This window comes from Streptomyces sp. NPDC001507, from assembly GCF_042894765.1.
Classification (GTDB): domain Bacteria; phylum Actinomycetota; class Actinomycetes; order Streptomycetales; family Streptomycetaceae; genus Streptomyces.
This window is the reverse complement of record NZ_JBIAVV010000008.1, coordinates 475948-494899: the sequence shown is the minus strand read 5'-3', so window position 1 is coordinate 494899 and position 18952 is coordinate 475948. Positions and strand designations below refer to the sequence as shown.

The 18952-nt window shown below is 72.1% G+C and carries 22 protein-coding genes; 14 read left to right on the top strand and 8 right to left on the bottom strand.

Translation table 11 applies throughout. From position 1 onward, the window contains the following. Position 1: 1 nt before the first annotated feature. From ACFY0K_RS27320 to ACFY0K_RS27295, 6 genes are all read left to right on the top strand, one after another. Entirely contained in the window at positions 2-1123 is a 1122-nt protein-coding gene (locus ACFY0K_RS27320) for a segregation and condensation protein A (RefSeq protein ID WP_390642048.1), read from the top strand. Beyond that, a complete protein-coding gene (gene scpB / locus ACFY0K_RS27315) occupies positions 1120-1770 on the top strand; it encodes an SMC-Scp complex subunit ScpB (protein WP_390642047.1) in 651 nt (216 codons plus the stop codon). The genes ACFY0K_RS27320 and scpB overlap by 4 nt, the downstream gene beginning before the upstream one ends. An 11-nt stretch (positions 1771-1781) precedes the next feature. Further along, positions 1782-2906, top strand: a complete 1125-nt coding sequence (locus ACFY0K_RS27310) for a pseudouridine synthase (RefSeq protein ID WP_382727944.1) — start codon at positions 1782-1784, stop codon at positions 2904-2906. A 198-nt stretch (positions 2907-3104) separates the two neighbouring features. Next, positions 3105-3824 carry an NUDIX domain-containing protein gene (locus ACFY0K_RS27305; RefSeq protein WP_390642078.1) on the top strand — a complete coding sequence of 240 codons (720 nt, stop codon included), beginning with the start codon at positions 3105-3107 and terminating at the stop codon, positions 3822-3824. Continuing rightward, entirely contained in the window at positions 3821-4843 is a 1023-nt protein-coding gene (locus ACFY0K_RS27300; protein ID WP_390642046.1) for an ADP-ribosylglycohydrolase family protein, read from the top strand. The genes ACFY0K_RS27305 and ACFY0K_RS27300 overlap by 4 nt, the downstream gene beginning before the upstream one ends. 4 nt (positions 4844-4847) lie before the next feature. After that, positions 4848-5606 (top strand): DNA polymerase beta superfamily protein, encoded by a 759-nt coding sequence (locus tag ACFY0K_RS27295; protein ID WP_390642045.1) that lies wholly within the window; start codon positions 4848-4850, stop codon positions 5604-5606. Here ACFY0K_RS27295 and ACFY0K_RS27290 read toward each other — a convergent pair. The 4 genes from ACFY0K_RS27290 to ACFY0K_RS27275 are packed head-to-tail and all read right to left on the bottom strand — an operon-like array spanning position 5532 to position 7665. Further along, positions 5532-6275 (bottom strand): DNA polymerase beta superfamily protein, encoded by a 744-nt coding sequence (locus ACFY0K_RS27290; protein WP_390642044.1) that lies wholly within the window; start codon positions 6273-6275, stop codon positions 5532-5534. The genes ACFY0K_RS27295 and ACFY0K_RS27290 overlap by 75 nt on opposite strands. Before the next feature lie 22 nt (positions 6276-6297). Next, complete coding sequence (locus ACFY0K_RS27285) at positions 6298-6783, bottom strand: Rieske (2Fe-2S) protein (RefSeq protein ID WP_351962403.1); 486 nt, start codon at positions 6781-6783, stop codon at positions 6298-6300. After that, positions 6780-7364, bottom strand: a complete 585-nt coding sequence (locus ACFY0K_RS27280; protein WP_390642043.1) for a DUF6529 family protein — start codon at positions 7362-7364, stop codon at positions 6780-6782. The genes ACFY0K_RS27285 and ACFY0K_RS27280 overlap by 4 nt, the downstream gene beginning before the upstream one ends. Positions 7365-7380: 16 nt before the next feature. After that, positions 7381-7665, bottom strand: coding sequence for a hypothetical protein (locus ACFY0K_RS27275; protein WP_390642042.1), 285 nt, complete (start codon positions 7663-7665; stop codon positions 7381-7383). A 124-nt stretch (positions 7666-7789) separates the two neighbouring features. Here ACFY0K_RS27275 and ACFY0K_RS27270 point away from each other — a divergent pair, with 124 nt between their 5' ends. The 6 genes from ACFY0K_RS27270 (at position 7790) to der (ending at position 12618) form a co-directional block, all read left to right on the top strand. Beyond that, positions 7790-7963: a hypothetical protein gene (locus ACFY0K_RS27270; protein ID WP_351962401.1), complete on the top strand. Its 174-nt coding sequence runs from the start codon at positions 7790-7792 to the stop codon at positions 7961-7963. Positions 7964-8057: 94 nt separating this feature from the next. Then, the gene (gene aroH / locus ACFY0K_RS27265) at positions 8058-8420 is read left to right on the top strand and encodes a chorismate mutase (protein WP_390642041.1); all 363 of its coding nucleotides are present in this window, start codon (positions 8058-8060) and stop codon (positions 8418-8420) included. Further along, positions 8417-9502, top strand: a complete 1086-nt coding sequence (locus ACFY0K_RS27260; protein WP_390642040.1) for a prephenate dehydrogenase — start codon at positions 8417-8419, stop codon at positions 9500-9502. Before aroH ends, ACFY0K_RS27260 begins: the two co-directional genes overlap by 4 nt. Before the next feature lie 95 nt (positions 9503-9597). Further along, complete coding sequence (gene cmk / locus ACFY0K_RS27255; RefSeq protein ID WP_390642039.1) at positions 9598-10284, top strand: (d)CMP kinase; 687 nt, start codon at positions 9598-9600, stop codon at positions 10282-10284. A gap of 53 nt (positions 10285-10337) precedes the next feature. After that, positions 10338-10925: a lysophospholipid acyltransferase family protein gene (locus ACFY0K_RS27250; RefSeq protein WP_390642077.1), complete on the top strand. Its 588-nt coding sequence runs from the start codon at positions 10338-10340 to the stop codon at positions 10923-10925. A 208-nt stretch (positions 10926-11133) separates the two neighbouring features. Then, positions 11134-12618, top strand: coding sequence for a ribosome biogenesis GTPase Der (der, locus tag ACFY0K_RS27245; protein ID WP_390642038.1), 1485 nt, complete (start codon positions 11134-11136; stop codon positions 12616-12618). 57 nt (positions 12619-12675) lie between these two features. On the opposite strand, the gene ACFY0K_RS27240 is transcribed toward der, so the two are convergent. Both ACFY0K_RS27240 and ACFY0K_RS27235 read right to left on the bottom strand, forming a co-directional pair. Beyond that, positions 12676-13080 (bottom strand): hypothetical protein, encoded by a 405-nt coding sequence (locus ACFY0K_RS27240; protein WP_390642037.1) that lies wholly within the window; start codon positions 13078-13080, stop codon positions 12676-12678. A 162-nt stretch (positions 13081-13242) separates the two neighbouring features. Continuing rightward, complete coding sequence (locus tag ACFY0K_RS27235; protein ID WP_390642036.1) at positions 13243-14028, bottom strand: hypothetical protein; 786 nt, start codon at positions 14026-14028, stop codon at positions 13243-13245. 541 nt (positions 14029-14569) lie between these two features. Here ACFY0K_RS27235 and ACFY0K_RS27230 point away from each other — a divergent pair. Both ACFY0K_RS27230 and ACFY0K_RS27225 read left to right on the top strand, forming a co-directional pair. Further along, the gene (locus ACFY0K_RS27230; RefSeq protein ID WP_390642035.1) at positions 14570-15265 is read left to right on the top strand and encodes a transglycosylase family protein; all 696 of its coding nucleotides are present in this window, start codon (positions 14570-14572) and stop codon (positions 15263-15265) included. A 494-nt stretch (positions 15266-15759) separates the two neighbouring features. Then, positions 15760-15975 carry an I78 family peptidase inhibitor gene (locus tag ACFY0K_RS27225; RefSeq protein ID WP_093504858.1) on the top strand — a complete coding sequence of 72 codons (216 nt, stop codon included), beginning with the start codon at positions 15760-15762 and terminating at the stop codon, positions 15973-15975. Positions 15976-16081: 106 nt separating this feature from the next. Here the strand turns inward: ACFY0K_RS27225 and ACFY0K_RS27220 are convergent, their stop codons facing one another. Continuing rightward, on the bottom strand, positions 16082-17101 hold the full coding sequence (locus ACFY0K_RS27220; protein WP_390642034.1) for a phosphatase PAP2 family protein: 1020 nt from the start codon (positions 17099-17101) through the stop codon (positions 16082-16084). Positions 17102-17339: 238 nt separating this feature from the next. Beyond that, on the bottom strand, positions 17340-18632 hold the full coding sequence (locus ACFY0K_RS27215) for a mannosyltransferase family protein (RefSeq protein ID WP_390642033.1): 1293 nt from the start codon (positions 18630-18632) through the stop codon (positions 17340-17342). Between the last annotated feature and the right edge of the window lie 320 nt (positions 18633-18952).

Here is an 18952-nt window from a genome sequence, read left to right as displayed (position 1 = left end):
CATGACCTCGAACGACGCTCCCGCTTCCGGTGCCTCCGGCGCTCGTCGGCGTGCCCTGGGGAGGGGGCCGGGGGTTTCGCCTCCGGCGCCCGAAGCGGTGCCGTTGGTGGACGAGGGGTCGTCGCCGGTTGCGGTCGAGGGGTCGGCTGAGGCCGGTGGGGCGTTGTGCCCACCCGTTCCTCCCCCAGTGCCTGAAGGGTCTGGGGGGACCCCCGGCGGAACGCCTGCCCACAACGCGGCGGGCGAGCACGAAGACGCGGCGGGCGAGCCTGGAAAGGAGCCCGGCGCCGAGGAGCCCCCAGACGTCCCTGACGGCGTCTTCAAGGTGCGGCTCGCCAACTTCGAGGGGCCCTTCGATCTGCTGCTCCAGCTGATCTCCAAGCACAAGCTGGACGTCACCGAGGTCGCGCTCTCCAAGGTGACCGACGAGTTCATGGCGCACATCCGGGCCATGGGGCCGGACTGGGACCTGGACCAGACGACCGAGTTCCTGGTCGTCGCCGCCACCCTGCTCGACCTGAAGGCCGCCCGGCTGCTGCCGGCCGCCGAGGTCGAGGACGAGGCCGACCTGGCGCTGCTGGAGGCGCGGGACCTGCTGTTCGCGCGGCTGCTGCAGTACCGGGCGTACAAGCAGATCGCCGACATCTTCAACCGGCGCCTGGACGAGGAGGCCCGCCGCTGGCCCCGTACCGTCGGCCTGGAGCCGCATCTCGCCGAGCTGCTGCCCGAGGTCGTCATCAGCATCGGGGCCGAGGGGTTCGCCAAGCTGGCGGTCAAGGCGATGCAGCCCAGGCCCAAGCCGCAGGTGTACGTCGACCACATCCACGCCCCGCTGGTCAGCGTGCAGGAGCAGGCGGGGATCGTGGTGGCGCGGTTGCGGGAGCTGGGGGAGGCCAGCTTCCGGGTGCTCGTCGAGGACACCGACAACACGCTCACCGTCGTGGCCCGTTTCCTGGCGCTCCTGGAGCTGTACCGGGAGAAGGCCGTCGCCCTCGACCAGGAGACCGCGCTCGGGGACCTGATCGTGCGGTGGACCGGCGGGGACGCGGGGACCCAGCCGACGGTGACCGACGAGTTCGACCGGCCGCCCGAGCCGCCCAAGGAGGAGAAGGAGAAGGCGTGAGCGAGGAGACCGCGGAGCTGCCGGCGGGGCTGCGGCCCGTCGCCGAGCTCGATCTCAAGCCGGCCCTGGAGGCCGTCCTCATGGTCGTGGACGAGCCGGCCACCGTCGAGCACCTGTCCAAGCTCCTGGAGCGGCCGAGGCAGACGATCACCAAGGCGCTGCGGGCGCTGGCCGACGAGTACACCGCGCAGGGCCGCGGCTTCGAGCTGCGGTACGTCGCGGGGGGCTGGCGCTTCTACACGCGCGCCGCGTACGCGCCCGCCGTCGAGCGGCTGGTCCTGGAGGGGCAGACCGCCCGGCTGACGCAGGCCGCCCTGGAGACCCTCGCGGTCGTCGCGTACCGCCAGCCGGTGAGCCGCAGCCGGGTCTCGGTCGTCCGCGGGGTCAACTGCGACGGTGTGATGCGCACCCTGCTCCAGCGCGGTCTGGTCGAGGAGGCGGGCGCGGAACCCGAAACAGGTGCGATCCTGTACAGGACGACGAACTACTTCCTGGAGCGGATGGGCCTGCGCGGCCTGGACGAGCTCCCGGAACTCGCGCCCTTCCTCCCGGAGGCGGAGGCGATCGAGGCCGAGACCCAGGAGGGGGTGCCGTCGTTCGATCCGGACGCACCCGATGCGCCGGGTGCAGACGACGCAGACGACTAGACGGAACTTTGATGCGAAGCAGCAGCGGCAGGAACAGCAGCGGAAACAACGGCGGGAGCCGTGGTGGCACGAGCGGCGGCCGCGGCGGGAGCAGCGGCGGGCGCGGTAACTACCGCGGCGCCGGGAACGCCCGCGACGACAAGCAGGGCACCGGCCGGCCGAAGAAGCCGCGCCCGGAGGAGCGGCGCTACGACGTAGGCCCGGGCGCCACCCAGGACGGCCCGAAGTCGGGCCGCGGCGCCTCGGCGCGCGGCGGCGCAAAGGGCGGCCCCAAGCAGGGCCAGAGCACCGGGCGCGGCCGTTGGGCTCCGGCGAGCTCCCGTGAGTACGACGCCCGCGCCGAGGAGCGCAACCGCGAGCGGTACGCGGGCAAGAAGGACGTGAAGCTCCCCAAGACCTTCCCGGGCGCCGAGCAGGAGGGCGAGCGGCTCCAGAAGGTGCTCGCCCGCGCCGGCTACGGCTCCCGGCGCGCCTGCGAGGAGCTGATCGAGCAGGCCAGGGTCGAGGTCAACGGCGAGATCGTCCTGGAGCAGGGCAAGCGCGTCGACCCGGAGAAGGACGAGGTCCGCGTCGACGGGCTGACCGTCGCCACGCAGTCGTACCAGTTCTTCTCGCTGAACAAGCCGGCCGGTGTGGTCTCCACCATGGAGGACCCGGACGGGCGGCAGTGCCTCGGCGACTACGTCACCAACCGGGAGACCCGGCTCTTCCACGTGGGGCGCCTGGACACCGAGACCGAGGGCGTCATCCTGCTCACCAACCACGGCGAGCTGGCGCACCGGCTGACCCACCCCAAGTACGGCGTGAAGAAGACCTACCTCGCGCACATCGTGGGCCCGATCCCGCGCGACCTGGGCAAGAAGCTCAAGGACGGCATCCAGCTGGAGGACGGGTACGCGCGCGCGGACCACTTCCGGGTCGTCGAGCAGACCGGCAAGAACTACCTCGTCGAGGTCACCCTGCACGAGGGCCGCAAGCACATCGTGCGGCGCATGCTGGCGGAGGCCGGGTTCCCGGTCGACAAGCTGGTGCGGGTCGCCTTCGGGCCGATCACCCTCGGCGACCAGAAGTCGGGCTGGCTGCGCCGCCTGTCCAACACCGAGGTCGGGATGCTCATGAAGGAAGTCGACCTCTAGGCCCTTCCATGGCCCGTACAACCCCGTGAGGGGCGTGTGCGGCTCTCCGACGGCCGGTCCCGGGTTCTCCGGGACCGGCCGTCGCCGTATCCGCGCACGAGGCTCCTGCGGCCGCTGAGGGCTTGCGCGCCTCCCCCTCACTCTTTATAGTCGTGGCGACTATTAGTCGTACCGATCATCGAGGGGGTGGACGGGCGCATGCAGGGCTACGACAAGTACGCCTTCGAACCCTTCGCCGTCACCGTCGACCTCGCCGTCCTCACCCTCCGCGCCGGCGCCCTGCACGTGCTGCTCGTCGAGCGCGGGCAGGAGCCGTACGCCGGACAGTGGGCGCTGCCCGGCGGCTTCCTGCTGCCGCGGGAGTCGGCCGAGACGGCGGCGCGGCGGGAACTCGCCGAGGAGACCGGCCTGTCGGACGTGTCCGGACTGCACCTGGAGCAGCTGCGGACCTACAGTGAGCCGGACCGCGACCCGAGGATGCGGGTCGTCTCCGTCGCCTTCACCGCGCTGCTGCCCGACGCCCCCGAGCCGCACGGCGGCGGCGACGCGGCCCAGGCGCGCTGGCTGCCGTACGACCCGGGCAGGACGCTCGCCTTCGACCACGAGCGGATCCTGGCCGACGCCCACGAACGGGTCGGCGCGCAGCTGGAGTACAGCTGCCTCGCCACCGCCTTCTGCCCGCCCGAGTTCACCCTCGGCGAGCTGCAGCACGTCTACGAGACCGTGTGGGGCGTCCCGCTGGACCGCCCCAACTTCCGCCGCAAGGTGCTCGCCACCCCCGGCTTCGTCGAACCCGTCCCCGGCGCCGCCCGGCTGACCGGCGGCCGCGGCAAACCCGCCGCCCTCTACCGCGCGGGCACCGCCACCGCGCTGCACCCGCCCCTGCTCCGCCCGTCCCGGGAAGGACGCCCCGCATGACCGCGAACATCGGCGACAAACGCGCCGCCACCGGCTCCCTGATCGGCCTCGCCCTCGGGGACGCGCTCGGCTTCCCCACCGAGTTCGACGACGTGCCCTCGATCCTCGCCAAGTTCGGGCCCTGGCGGGAGATGCAGCTGCCGAAGCGGGCCTTCGTCTCCGACGACACGCAGATGACCCTCGCCGTGGGACACGCGATACGCACCGCCATGGACCGGGGAGTGCTCGCCCCCAAGCGTCTGGAGCGGCCGCTGCGCGAGGAGTTCGTGAACTGGTACCAGTCGCCCGAGAACAACCGGGCGCCCGGCCGGACCTGCCTGCGCGCCTGCAACCTCCTGAAGGACGAGGGGCGCGCCTGGCAGGACGCCAGCCAGATCGACTCCAAGGGCTGCGGTGCCAACATGCGGGTCGCCCCCGTCGGGCTCGCGCCGGGACTGAGCGACGAACAGCGCGCCGGGGCCGCCCAGTTGCAGGCCGGGCTCACCCACGGCCATCCCACCGCCCTGGCCGCATCCGACCTCACCGCGCGTGCCGTGCACCTGCTCGCGCAGGGGGCCGAACCGGACGGGCTCGTCGGGCAGTTGCGGTCGTACGCCCGCGAGAACCGCGCCCGCTACCACCACACCTGGCTCGGCGACCTGTGGACGCGCAGCCAGGACGCGACGCCGGAGTCGTTCATGGCGCGCGGCTGGGACGAGTGCCTGGAGGTCCTGGACCGGCTCCAGGAGGCCGTGCGGACCGCCTCGCCGGAGGCCGACCCGTGCCTGGCCACCGGCGCCGGCTGGATCGCCGAGGAGGCGCTGGCCACCGGGCTGCTCTGCTTCCTGCTCTTCCCCGGCGAGCCGCTGCTCGCGCTGCGCCGGGCCGCCTGTTCCTCCGGCGACTCGGACTCGATCGCCTGTCTGACCGGCGCGTTCGCGGGTGCCCGGCTCGGCGCGGACGCCTGGCCGACGGAGTGGGCCGACCGGATCGAGTACGGGGGCGACCTGCTGACCCTGGGCGCGCTCTGGGACGCTTGAGGGCATGATCGACGACCTTGACCCGGACCTCGACCTGGCGCCCGTCATCGCCGAACAGCCCGACCCCCTGCTGTTCGCGACCGTCTCCGGCGCGCACCTGTACGGCTTCCCGTCCCGGGACTCCGACCTGGACCTGCGGGGTGTCCACCTGCTGCCCGCCGCCGACCTGGTCGGGCTGCGCGAGCCGGAGGAGACCCGCTCGAAGACCTGGGTGCGCTACGGCGTCGAGATGGACCTCGTCACCCACGACCTGCGCAAGTTCGCCCGGCTGATGCTGCGCCGCAACGGCTATGTGCTGGAGCAGCTCCTGTCGCCGCTCGTCGCGCACACCGGCGACACGCATCGCGAGCTGGCCGCGCTCGCCCCCGGCGTGCTCACCGGCCACCACGCCCACCACTATCGCGGGTTCGCCGTCACCCAGTGGCGACTGTTCGAGAAGACCGGCGAGCTCAAGCCGCTGCTCTACACGTTCCGGGTGCTGCTCACCGGCATCCATCTGATGCGCAGCGGCGAGGTGCAGGCTCATCTGCCCACGCTCCTCGGGGAGGTGCCGGAGGCCCCCGCCCACCTGCCCGAGCTGATCGCCGCCAAGGCCGAGCAGGAGCACGGCAAGGCCGCTGTGGACCACGCGCGCGTGGAGGCCGACGTGGAGCGGCTGCACGTCCTGCTCGACGAGGCGCAGAACGGCTCAGCGCTGCCCGACGTGCCTCGTGCGCACGACGCCCTGCACGACCTGGTGGTCCGCGTGCGTCTGGAGGGCTGAGTCCCGGCGCGCCCGGAACAGGAAGCCGGCCACGCGCGCGTGGTCCGGTTCCGCCGGGAGCGGGCTGGAGTGCAGGGCCCGCTCGGTCTCCGCGGCCAGCCGGGCCATCCGGGACTCGATCTCCGCCCAGGAGACCTCACCCCGCTTCACCGCCAGGAACTCCGCGCGCCGGTCGCCGACGTCGATCGTCAGCTCACCGGTGCGCAGCAGGTCGCGGGCGCTCGTCAGCAGCCGCAGCAGATGCATCGCGTGCTTCCAGCGCGGGGCGCCGTGCGTCCGGACGTCCGCGTCGAGCTTCCGGCGCTGGCCGAGGGCGTAGCGCGTGAAGGTGTCGTAGGCGCGCCGGGAGAGGAAGGCGCCGCGCAGGGCGAGCAGTTCGCGGCCCGTGTCGTCGACGTGTTCGACGAGGGGCGAGTGCAGGCACTCCAGGATGTTCGGGTTGCCCCGCAGCGCCAGCTCGCAGAACCGCTCCAGCTCCCAGGAGAACCGCTCCTCGCCCGGCCCCTCGACGTGCGTGGCCGGCTTCTCGAAGCCCCAGAACAGGGGAGTGGGGGCGAGGAACACCCCGCGGCGGTCGGTGTCGCTGTCCTCGGTGGCCAGACCAAAGGCCCGCGACCCCATGACACAGGCGTAGATCGTGTGGTCGCGTACCAGGTCCTCGGGCTGCATGCCCGGGAGCGTACGTGGCCGGTCAGCCCATGGTGATCGAATTTCCGCTCACCGTGATCGACTCGGCCGGCAGCGCCCTGGTCGCCGGGCCGTGGGCGACCGAGCCGTCGGCGATGTGGTACTTGCTGCCGTGGCAGGGGCAGTCGATGGTGCCGTCCGCCACCTTGTCCACGGTGCAGCCCATGTGGGTGCAGATCGCCGAGAAGGCCTTGAACTCACCCTTCGTCGGCTGGGTCACCACGATCTTCTGGTCCTTGAAGATCGTGCCGCCGCCCTCGGGGATGTCACTCGTCTGCGCCAGCGCCTTCCCGGAGGCCGCGCTCGCCGACCCGGAGGCGGACGACCCGGCGGTGGGTGACGCGGGGGAGGCGGGCGTCCCGGACGAGGTCGGCGTCCCGGACGAGCTGGAGGAGCCGTTGCCGTTGTTGCCACCACAGCCCACGCAGGTCGCGGCTAGCGCCGCGGTACCCGTCGTGAGCACGGTGCGTCGAGTGGAGCCGTCGGTCATGTCGTCACCCCGAACGTGCGGAAGAACCAGAATGCGGACGTCAGCCAGACGAGCGTGAGCACGGCGAACACCAGCCCACCGACGATCGGCAGCAGCCAGCCAGGGAGTCGCTCCCAGCGGAGCAGCAGCATCTTGGCACTGAAAACACCAAAGAAGAAGCAACCCAGGATGGAGTGCCACAAAACGCGTGTTTCGTACGTCTGATAGCCCAACGCGTACAGGCAGTGCACCGCCACGGGGACGGCGACCAGGAAGGCGATCCGCCCCGACCAGCGGTGCAGACCCGAGGCCCAGCGCGGTCCCGGCAGCCTGCCGTACAGCATCAGCGCGGAGACCACCTGGACGAGTGCGAAGAGGACCGCGATCGAGGCCAGCCACGACTTCCCCGCGAACGTGCTGCTGAAGGCGCCGAGGCCGAAGACGCGCCCCGTCGGGTGGTGGACCCTGCCGTACACGCCGAGGGCGACCGCGACCGCACCGGCCACCAGGACGGGGACGAGATAGCGGACGGGGTGCGGGCCGTGGCGGTTCGGCTCGGGCGGCGGCCAGCTCTGGGCGGCGGCGTTCGGGTCGACGGTCATGGTCGGCTCCCTCGGGTCACGGCCGGATGCCGGCCAGCACGATCCAGCCGCCGTCGGCCTTCGCCCCGCGCACGGTCGCCGTGGCCCGGTACAGGCCCGGTCCCTTGACGGCCCCGCGTCGCGGACCGGGACGGGACGGGTCGGCGTCGGTGCGGCCGGCGTAAGGGGCGTCGGCGATCTTCGGCGGCGACTGGGCCGGGGAGGAGAGATTCCTCGTCCCCGCCGTCGCGTCGAGCGTCAGCGTGAGCAGGCCGAGCAGCAGACCCGCGAGCAGGGTCAGCAACGGACCGGGGCGTTTCATGGCGGGCCTCCCCGAGGCGGGTCTGTCTGCCATGAGAGCGGACCGACGGGCCCGGCGTGCAGAGGCGCACAGGAGCGGTTCACCCCGAGTAGCGGAATTGGGTCGTACGCGTGACATTGGGGCCATGGCAGGCGATGACCTCGAAAACATACTCGGCAGCCTCCTGGGCGACGACGGCGAGGGCGCCGGGATGCTGACCACGCTGATCGGCGCGATGAGCCACGGCCAGGGCGGCGGCTCGCTCGGCGGGCTCCTGGAAACCCTCGCGAAGTCCGCTCCGGCCGCGCGGAAGGACTAGGACGTCTCAGCGGGCGGGCACGGCGCACGGGTCCGGCGGCGGCCTGACTACGCTGGACGGAGCAAGAGGGCGACGTCAGAACAGGAGCAGCACCGTGGCGGTACGAGCGGTCCGGGGGGCCGTCCAGCTGGAGCGGGACGAGGCCGGCCACATGGACGAGCAGGTCGGAGCACTCCTCACGGCCATCCTGGAGCGGAACGGCCTGACCGCCGACGACCTGATCAGCATCTGGTTCACGGCCACTCCCGACCTGCACAGCGACTTCCCGGCGGCCGCCGCGCGCAAGCTCGGCATCGTCGACGTGCCGCTGATCTGCGCCCAGGAGCTGGACATCGCGGGCGCCATGCCCCGCATCGTGCGGATACTGGCGCACATCGAGTCCGAGCGGCCCCGCGCCGACATCAACCACGTCTACCTCGGCGCCGCCGCCGCCCTGCGCAAGGACATCGCCCAGTGAGGACCGCGCTCGTCATCGGGACCGGTCTCATCGGTACGTCCGCCGCGCTCGCCCTCGCCCAGCGGGGCGTCGTCGTCCACCTCGCCGACCACGACCCCGAGCAGGCCCGCACCGCGGCCGCGCTAGGCGCCGGCACCGACCAGGCGCCCGACGGGCCGGTCGACCTGGCGATCGTCGCCGCCCCGCCCGCCCACGTCGCCGCCGTCCTCGCGGACGCGATGACCAGGGGCCTGGCCCGCGGCTACGCCGACGTGGCCAGCGTCAAGGGCGGCCCGCGCCGGGAGCTGGAGGCCAAGGGCCTGGACCTGTCGTCGTACATCGGGACGCACCCCATGTCCGGCCGGGAGAAGTCGGGTCCGCTGGCGGCCACCGCCGACCTCTTCGAGGGCCGGCCCTGGGTGCTCACCCCGACCCGGGACACCGACACCGAGGTGCTGAACCTCGCCCTGGAGCTGGTCTCGCTCTGCCGGGCCCTGCCGGTCGTCATGGACGCCGACGCCCACGACCGCGCCGTCGCCCTGGTCTCCCACATGCCCCACCTGGTCTCCAGCATGGTCGCCGCCCGCCTGGAGCACGCCGACGAGTCGGCCGTGCGGCTGTGCGGACAGGGCATCCGGGACGTCACCCGGATCGCCGCCTCCGACCCCGGGATGTGGATCGACATCCTCTCCGCGAACCCCGGCCCGGTCGCCGACCTGCTCGCCGACGTCTCCGCCGACCTCGACGAGACGGTCGGCGCCCTGCGCGCCCTGCAGTCCTCGGACGAGGCCAAGCGGCGCGCGGGCGGGGCCGGCATCGAGGACGTGCTGCGCCGCGGCAACGCCGGCCAGGTGCGGGTACCCGGCAAGCACGGCTCGGCGCCGCGGGCGTACGAGGTCGTGGCGGTGCTCATCGACGACCAGCCAGGACAGCTGGCCCGGATCTTCGCGGACGCCGGGGCGGCCGGCGTCAACATCGAGGACGTGCGGATCGAGCACGCGACCGGTCAGCAGGCCGGTCTAGTCCAGCTGTGGGTGGAGCCGAAGGCGGTGCCCGTGCTCACGTCTGCGCTGCGGGACCGGGGCTGGGCGCTGCGGCAGTAGCGCTGAGAACGGCGGTCCCCGGGGCCGGTAACCTTGTGCGGGGCGCACCGCCGCCCGCACATCACCCACCACCTGCACCCGGAAGGTGTCCACCCGTGGAAAACGGCGCCGTAAAGCCCGTGATTGTCGCGATCGACGGCCCCTCGGGCACCGGCAAGTCGAGCACGTCCAAGGCCGTGGCCGAGCAGCTCGGCCTGAGCTACCTGGACACCGGCGCCCAGTACCGGGCGATCACCTGGTGGATGGTGAACAGCGGCATCGACCTCACCGACCCGACCGCGATCGCCGCGGTGGCCGGCAAGCCGGAGATCGTCTCGGGCACCGACCCGGTCAAGCCGACGATCACCGTCGACGGCGTGGACGTCTCCGGCCCGATCCGCACCGAGGAGGTCACCTCCAAGGTCAGCGCGGTCAGCGCGGTACCCGAGGTGCGGACCAGGATCAGCGAACTGCAGCGGACGCTGGCCCGCGCCGCCGCGCACGGCATCGTCGTCGAGGGCCGCGACATCGGCACGACCGTGCTGCCCGACGCCGACCTGAAGGTCTTCCTCACCGCCTCCCCGGAGGCCCGCGCGGCCCGCCGCAGCGGCGAGCTGAAGGGCGCCGACGTCAACGCCACCCGCGAGGCCCTGGTCAAGCGGGACGCCGCCGACTCGTCCCGCAAGACCTCGCCGCTCGCCAAGGCCGGTGACGCGGTCGAGGTGGACACCACCGAGCTGACGCTGGACCAGGTCATCGAGTGCGTCGTCACCCTCGTCGAGGAGAAGCGGGCCGCGAAGTGAGCGTTCCGTCGCAGCGCGGCGCCGAGACCGGACGGCGCATCGGGGTCGGCCTGATGTACGGGCTGTGGAAGCCGCGCGTGCTCGGCTCCTGGAAGCTGCCCGCGCAGGGCCCGGCGATCCTCGCCGTGAACCACTCGCACAACATCGACGGCCCGATGGTCATGGGCGTCTCGCCCCGGCCGACGCACTTCCTCATCAAGAAGGAGGCGTTCGTCGGGCCGCTCGACCCGTTCCTGACCCGGATCGGCCAGCTGAAGGTGGACCGCCAGTCCGCCGACCGGACCGCGATCACCCGGGCGCTCGGTGTGCTGGAGGCCGGGGGAGTGCTCGGCATCTTCCCCGAGGGCAGCCGCGGCGACGGCGACTTCGCCGCCCTGCGCGCCGGGCTCGCCTACTTCGCGGTGCGCTCCGGGGCGCCCATCGTCCCGGTGGCCGTACTGGGAAGCTCCGAGCGGCAGGGACGGTTGATAAAGGGGCTGCCCCCGCTGCGGTCCCGCGTCGACGTCGTCTTCGGCGACCCCTTCGAGGCGGGCGACGGCACCGGCCGGCGCACCCGCAAGGCCCTGGACGAGGCCACCGAGCGCATCCAGAAGCAGCTCGCCGGCCACCTGGAAAACGCCAGGCGTCTGACCGGACGCTAGGGCCTGTCCGGCGGATCAAGTCGGAGGAAAGCAGCGGTGCCCCTTATTCTCGGTTGAGCGGGGTGTGATGCGCGTGCCACACCCCGCGTCTCCGGCAGGATCCGCCGGACAGGCCCACAGGCCCTAGGGCGAGACTTAGTAGTGGATCAGCCCTTTCTGCGGCGGCCGGTCCACCGATCACCACGATGAACGACGAGGTACGGACTTCATGAACGACCACAGCCAGCCCGGCGACTCGGCTGAGCACGAGTACGACCACGGGGCGCTCGGTGACACCGAGTACGCGGAGTTCATGGAGCTCGCCGCCGAAGAGGGCTTCGACATCGAGGACGTCGAGGGCGCCATCGAGGCGGCCGGGCACGGCCCGCTGCCCGTCCTCGCCGTCGTGGGCCGCCCCAACGTCGGCAAGTCGACCCTGGTCAACCGCATCATCGGCCGCCGCGAGGCCGTCGTCGAGGACAAGCCCGGGGTCACCCGGGACCGCGTGACCTACGAGGCCGAGTGGGCGGGCCGCCGCTTCAAGGTCGTCGACACCGGCGGCTGGGAGCAGGACGTCCTCGGTATCGACGCCTCCGTGGCCGCCCAGGCCGAGTACGCGATCGAGGCGGCCGACGCGGTCGTCTTCGTCGTCGACGCCAAGGTCGGCGCGACCGACACCGACGAGGCGGTCGTACGGCTGCTGCGCAAGGCCGGCAAGCCGGTCGTGCTGGCCGCCAACAAGGTCGACGGCCCCAGCGGCGAGGCCGACGCGGCCTACCTGTGGTCCCTGGGCCTCGGCGAGCCGCACCCGGTCTCCGCCCTGCACGGCCGCGGTACCGGCGACATGCTCGACGCCGTCCTGGAGGCGCTGCCCGACGCGCCCGCGCAGACCTTCGGCGCCGCCGGGATCGGCGGCCCCCGCCGGATCGCCCTCATCGGCCGCCCGAACGTCGGCAAGTCCTCCCTCCTCAACAAGGTGGCGGGCGAGGAGCGGGTCGTCGTCAACGAGATCGCCGGCACCACCCGCGACCCGGTCGACGAGCTGATCGAACTGGGCGGGGTCACCTGGAAGTTCGTCGACACCGCCGGCATCCGCAAGCGCGTCCACCTGCAGCAGGGCGCCGACTACTACGCCTCGCTGCGCACCGCGGCCGCCGTCGAGAAGGCCGAGGTCGCGGTCATCCTGCTCGACGCCTCCGAGAACATCTCGGTTCAGGACCAGCGGATCGTCACCATGGCCGTCGAGGCGGGCCGCGCGGTCGTCCTCGCCTTCAACAAGTGGGACACCCTCGACGAGGAGCGCCGCTACTACCTGGAGCGCGAGATCGAGACCGAGCTCGGCCAGGTCGCCTGGGCTCCCCGGGTCAACGTCTCGGCCCGCACCGGCCGGCACATGGAGAAGCTGGTCCCCGCCATCGAGACCGCCCTCGCCGGCTGGGAGACCCGCGTTCCCACCGGCCGCCTGAACGCCTTCCTCGGCGAGCTGGTCTCGGCGCACCCGCACCCGGTCCGGGGCGGCAAGCAGCCGCGCATCCTGTTCGGCACCCAGGCCGGCACCAAGCCGCCGCGGTTCGTGCTGTTCGCCTCCGGCTTCATCGAGGCGGGCTACCGCCGCTTCATCGAGCGCCGGCTGCGCGAGGAGTTCGGCTTCGAGGGCACGCCGATCCATATCTCCGTGCGGGTGCGCGAGAAGCGCGGCGCGAAGAAGAAGTAGGAACGCAAGGGGAGAGGGGCGGCCACCGAATCCGGTGGCCCCCCCTCTCCCCTTGCGTCACATCCCCCGGCGCGGCGCCGGCGGAAGCGCCACCGGCACGGGTGCCATCCCGTTCTCCTGGGCACGCCCGAGCGTCCCGATCCGCTGCCACTGTGGCGGCTGCGGCTGCCCGCTGCTGCGGGCGCTGTAGGCACCCGCACTGTATGCGCTGTACGAGCTCCCCCCGTACGACCCCAGACCGTGGGTGCCGGTACTGAACGGGGCGGTGCCGAAGGCGACGAACCCCATGGACTCCTCCCCGCTGCGATCACCCGGCAGCGTACGGAAGGCCTTGACCCACTCCGTGTAGAGCGAGTCGTAGATCGGCGTGGCCGAGAGCCCGCCCGGGGCCTCCGGAGCCACCCGGGCAGCGGGAACGGCGGAGAAGGACGGCCGGTGGGGAGGAAGGTCGTATGCGTGCACGTATGTCCAAACGACCAGGCCTTCAAAGAGATGCGGCCCTGAGGCGCTCGTTCAGGGCGCTGGGGGTACCCCCGGCCGAAGGCTGGGGGAGGAACTGCGCGACCAGCCACGACGTACCCGCAGCCGCCCACGCGCCACAGCTGCCGCCCCTTCGGGCGCCTCTCAGACCCCGGCAAGCGGCAACGCCGCCGCCACCAGCTTCCCGTTCGCCGCCGCCTTGTCGATCGCGTCGCGCAGCAGATCCTCCCGGGGCTGCCGCCCGATCGACCCCACCGGCGCCGCGAACATCAGCACCTGCTGGTGCTTGTTGGCGGCCGCCCGCCACCCGTCGGTCACCTGCAGCGGCTGATGCGCCTGCCACCATGCCACCGGCTGCCCGCCCACCGGACCCGGCTGCAGCACCGCGTGCAGCTGACCCACCGCCAGCAGCACCGACCACCCGTGCAGTACCGGCGGCACCGCCGCCAGCTCCGGCACCGGCATGAAGCCCTGCTCGATGAGGAGCGGCAGGAAGTCGTCGCCCACCCCGTCCGTGCCGGGCCGCACGACCGGCGAGGTCGGCTCCACGACCAGCGCGGGGTGCAACTCCCCGGCGATCAGCACGAGTCCGCTGGTCACCCCGAGCACCGCCTGCTCGGGCACGGACTTCCGCGCTCCGCCGCCGGGCGCGCCGTCGCCGCTGATGGAGCGGACCGCGCCCTGCAGCTGCTCCTCGGTGACCTGGACGACCTGCGAGGGCAGGCAGGTGGCGTGGGCGAAGGCCAGGACGGCGGTCTCCTCGCCGATGAACAGGACGGTGCTGGTGCGCTCCTGTTCGGAGTCGCCCGGGGTGCGGCAGGACGTGCAGTCGTAGCTGCCGGGGGCGTTGTCTCCGGCGAGCAGCCGGTCGGCTTCTTCGTCGCCGATCTCGGCGCGTACCTCGTCGCTGACGTCGAGCATGCGCGGCACGGTGGCTCCCTCGGGATGCGGTACGTGAAGGCCCGGGTCGCTCCCGGTCCGTGAGCCCCCGGGGTTGCGGGCTCATGAAGAAGACAACGGGCGATCTGTGGTGGGGGTCACGCATTGGGGGGATCGGGATCGAACCATCCACTGCGCAGGGTCACCCGTCGTGCGGAATCCGGCACTCCCCGTCAACTCTTCGCAAGCCAAAGGAGTTTGACGCGGTGAAGTGAATCACAGATCCGTCGAACCCGTGGTCGACAAATCACGAAATCCTGGAATGTAGTGGGTGGCTGGAAATCGCCGCTACCCACGGTAACACCGAACTGGCCTGGCCCGACAGGGAGTTGGTTGATTTCGGGCGTTCCCGATCTCTAGATTCCTCCGCCGTGTGCAGCGAGCACCGCTCGGGTACGTCCGCCGGCCGGCACCAGGCAGAGCACCACCGCAGTACCGGCCGCGGCGGACGGGGCGAGCGCGAGGAACCGCGTCCATTGCGCGGGGACCGCGTCCCGCCCGGGGGACCCCGGGTACGTGGAGAGGGAAATACATGTCCGAGTGTGCCGATACCACCCGTGAGACCGCCGCGAACAAGAACGGCTCCCGCAAGGGCCGTACGACGGCCGCCCTGGCCGGAGCGGCGCTGCTCGCCCCGCTGGGCCTGCTGGCAGCCACCGGCAACGCCGCGGCGGCGGACAACGGAGTGTGGGACCGCATCGCCCAGTGCGAGAGCGGCGGCAACTGGCACATCAACACCGGCAACGGCTACTACGGCGGACTCCAGTTCTCCGCCTCCACCTGGCGCGCGTACGGCGGCACCGCCTACGCGGCGACGGCCGACCAGGCCTCCAGGGAAGCGCAGATCGCCGTCGCCACCAAGGTCCAGCACGCCCAGGGCTGGGGCGCGTGGCCGGTCTGCTCGGGGCGGGCCGGGGCGACCGGCTCGGCGCCCGAGAGCGCCTCGGCGAGCACGAGGAGCAGCACGGAGTCGGCGACCAGGTCGACGAAGTCGTCGGCAACGTCGACCATCCGGAAGTCGGCCCCCGCGGCGAAGGCGCCGCAGCGCTCGACGGCAGGCACCGGCCGCACCTCGGCCAAGGGCGACTACACCGTCCGAGAGGGCGACACCCTGAGCCGGATCGCCGAGCGGCACGGCACCACCTGGCAGCGCCTCTACGCCGCCAACAGGGCCGTCATCGGCGACGACCCGAACCTGATCATGCCCGGGCAGCGCCTCGCGCTCTGACGCGAACCCCTGCCCCGCACCACTCTGCCCCGCCCGGTCCGACCGGGCGGGGCTCGGTGCGTTTTGTGGGGGCATGTACATGCTCCGAATGGGGGTGAGTGCCCGTATGTGAGGGCGATTCACGTGCGGACGGCACGCTCCGAGTTCACGTTGCCGCAACGCCGGTCCTACCCGCGTGGTACGGGGGTTCTGTGCCGAACCGGTGAATCTCTTATGCGGTGTCAGCTTCGGCGCGGACCGTCGGAATCGAAATGGAATGCAGGCGCCGGAGCGTCCCGGATCCCCGCTCCCGGCTCTTTCCGGCGGCTTTTCGGAAGACCCTACCGGCATCGGGGAATTGCGCTCGAATGCGCCAGGAAGACGCAGGGAACCGCTCATACGTGTGACGGAGTTCGACCGAAACGCGTGTCGTGGTTCTGTGACAGAAGTGTGACCGGGGGCGGACGCGGGACTCCGGCTTCCGCCGCCGCCGGAAGCGGCCTAGCGTGGGCGGCATGGCACCGGACACCGCTCCGCCGACGGAGCCCCAGGACAGCCCGCAAGGGTACGTAGGCCGCGACGCGGGCGACGCGGAACGGCTCGCCCGGCAGCGCGGATGGACCACCGTGCGCTCGCTGCCGCCGGGCGCGATCATCACCATGGAGTACCGGCAGGGGCGGCTCAACTTCGAGGTACGGGACGGCGTGGTGGCGCGCGCCTGGAAGGGCTGACCGTACGACGGTGAAGGCCCCGGTTCCCGCAGTGGGGAACCGGGGCCTTCGCGGTGCCGGGGGCCGGCTGTGCGTACCTGACCCCGCCGACGCCTCCGTACGGCCGTCAGCCGCCCGTCAGCGGGCGGGCCGCCTGGGCGGGGGTGCCGCGCGGCGGCCGCTCGGGGTGCTGCGGACGACGGCTGCCCACCGGGGTCACCGGGGTGCGCTCCGAGCGGGCCGTGTGCGGGCCGGGCGCCAGGTGGATCGGGGCCCTGGGCGGACGGGACAGGGAGACCGGTTCACGTTCCGGCGCCGCCTGCTCGACGGGCGCCGGGCGCGGCTTGAGGACCACCGGCACCGGGACCGCTGCGGGCACCGTGCTGCCGCGGCGGGCGCGCCAGCGGTCGCGCAGGTCGAAGAGCCAGGTCTCGGCGGTGGCGATGAACGGCTCGCACCACGGCAGCGCCAGCAGGATCAGCAGCCCCGCCGCCCAGCCCAGCAACACGTCGCTCAGCCAGTGCGTACCGAGGTAGACGGTGGACATGCCGACGCCGAGGGAGGTGACAGCCGAGGCGGCGGAGAGCCAGCGGCGGGCTCTCGGGGTGGAGGCCAGATATGCCAGAATTCCCCAGGTCACCACCGCGTTGGCGGTGTGTCCGCTGGGGAATATATCGCCGCCGAGGCCCATCTCGTTCGAGCCGATGACGGTCGCGTAGTGCGGTCCGAGGCGCCCCATGCCGAGCTTGGCGGCGCCGACCGTGATGTTGAGCAGCAGCAGCGAGGCGCCGAGGGTGAGCAGCGGGCGCAGGGTGTGCTGCCGCCATGAACGCCAGCCCAGCCAGGCCGCGACCATCACGGCGGTCGGGCCGCGCTGGCCGAGGACCACGTAGTAGTCGACGAACCAGTGGATTCCCGCCCACTGCTGGTACGGCCGGAAGAACATGACCTGCCAGTCGAGCCGGACCAGCCAGGACGTGATCACGACGGCCCACACGATCGCCAGGTAGAAGGCGAGGGTCGCGGTGAACAACACGACCCGGTGCCGGCTCATCTTCGGCACATCAATGTGGGCCGGCCGTTCCGGCTCACGGTCCAGCCTGGCGAACACCCGGTCCAGACGGGTGAGGTTTCGTTCGGTACGCACCCAATCGACGTTACAGCGAGTGAGCTCTGTTCCCGGACGAAACAGCGGCTTTGTGATGACGATGTGATGTGGGAAACCTCTCAGGAGGTCTCCGAATTCTAAGGATTCCGTAATCCGCGGCGGGTCCGCCCTTCAATTCCTTTGATCATGTCGGGTCGCCGTTTTATGGCACTTATGAATTCGTTAACCAAAGCATGGGGTGGAATTCTCCCGCTGCTCATCGGGGCCACCGCAATGATCATGGAGGTCCGGAGCCGTTCAGCCAGAACGCGCCATAGACCGCCGAGGCCACCGCCACACCCGCCGTGACCAGCGCCGATCTGCCGGTGCGCAGCCGGGCGAGGGCCCCGGCGAGGGGCAGCAGCACCGGGAAGGCCGGCATCAGCAGCCGCGGCTTGGACCCGAAGTAGCTCGACGCGCACAGCGCGAGTGCGAGGACGACACCCGTGTAGACCAGCAGGGGCAGCGGTTGCCGCTGGCGGACGCCGGTCACGTAGAGCCACAGCAGCAGGCCGACGCCGAGGATCAAACCCGCTCCGGCGAGAGCGGACGGAAATGACGTGAACTTGTCGGCCGTGAAGCGCGCGAACGCATAGCCGCCGTCGAAGCCGTTGCGCCAGCCCGCCTGGACGTCCAGGTAGCCGAGTGGACCCCGGCCGGTGCGGTGGCCGACCCACAGGACATAGGCGGCGGCGCCGACGGGGGCGAGGAGCATGCCGAGGACGCGGCGCCAGGCGGGGGCGGCGGGGGCGGCAGTGGTGGTGACGTGGGGGGCGCGTGCTGCCTGTGGTGCGCCGGTTGCCCGAGCCCGTCCGGCCGCGTCGGGGGCGCGTTCGGTGACATGCGCGCCGTCCGGCTGCGCCGTACCACCGTCCCGCGCGCCCCTGCCGCGATCCCGCACGAACGAGACCACCGCCGCCGCCCACACCGCCGCCACCACGGCGAGCCCCACCGGCCGGGTCAGTCCCGCCAGCGCGGCCAGCACCCCGGCGGCCACCCACCGGCCGGTCAGCACCGCGTACAGCGACCACGCGGCCAGCGCCGTGAACAGCGACTCGCTGTACGCCATCGACTGCACGATCCCGACGGGCAGCACGGCCCACACCAGCACCGCGCAGACCCCCACCCGCCGGCCGTACACGACGTCCGTGACCGCGAAGATCCCCCAGGCCGCGGCGAGCGAGGCGAGCAGGCTCACCGTGAAGCCGGCGTCGGCGTACGACAGGGGAGCGAGCGCGTGCAACAGGCGCTCAAGCCAGGGCAGCAGCGGGAAGAAGGCCAGGTTGGAGTGGACGTCGCCGTTCGGGAGCCGCACCTGGTAGCCGTAGCCCAGTTCGGCGACCCGCGTGTACCACAGCGAGTCCCAGCGTGCCGTCAACAAGGTGTAAGCGCTCTTGCCCCGTGCCGCGCTCCACCCGGCCAGCACGGCCAGGCCGAGGGCGCGTACGGCCGCGTACCCGAGCAGAGCCGGCGCCGCCCGGCGCAGGGCGGGGGTGTGCGGTGCCGCCACGGGCGTTTCAAGATCGGTCACGGCCTCGATTATCGACGGGCCGCGGAACCACGGGGTTCGCGCGGGCGGGGTGCGGAGCGAGGAGGTGGCGTACGCCACTGCCCCGCGGCGGCGTGATCAGCGCCCTGCAAGGGGCGCGGGGAACTGCGCGACCGGCCACGACGGACCGCGGGGGCCACGGCGCTTCGGGCCCGGCCGCAGACCGGTGGGGGCTGAGCGCGCAGTGCCCCGCGCTCCTTTGCCCCGCGCCGCAGTCGGCGCGGGGCAGTGGCGTACGCCACATGAGTTCTCCGGAGCGTGTGAGAGGTCCGCCACGTGCCCCCGCAGCGGACTCGCGTACG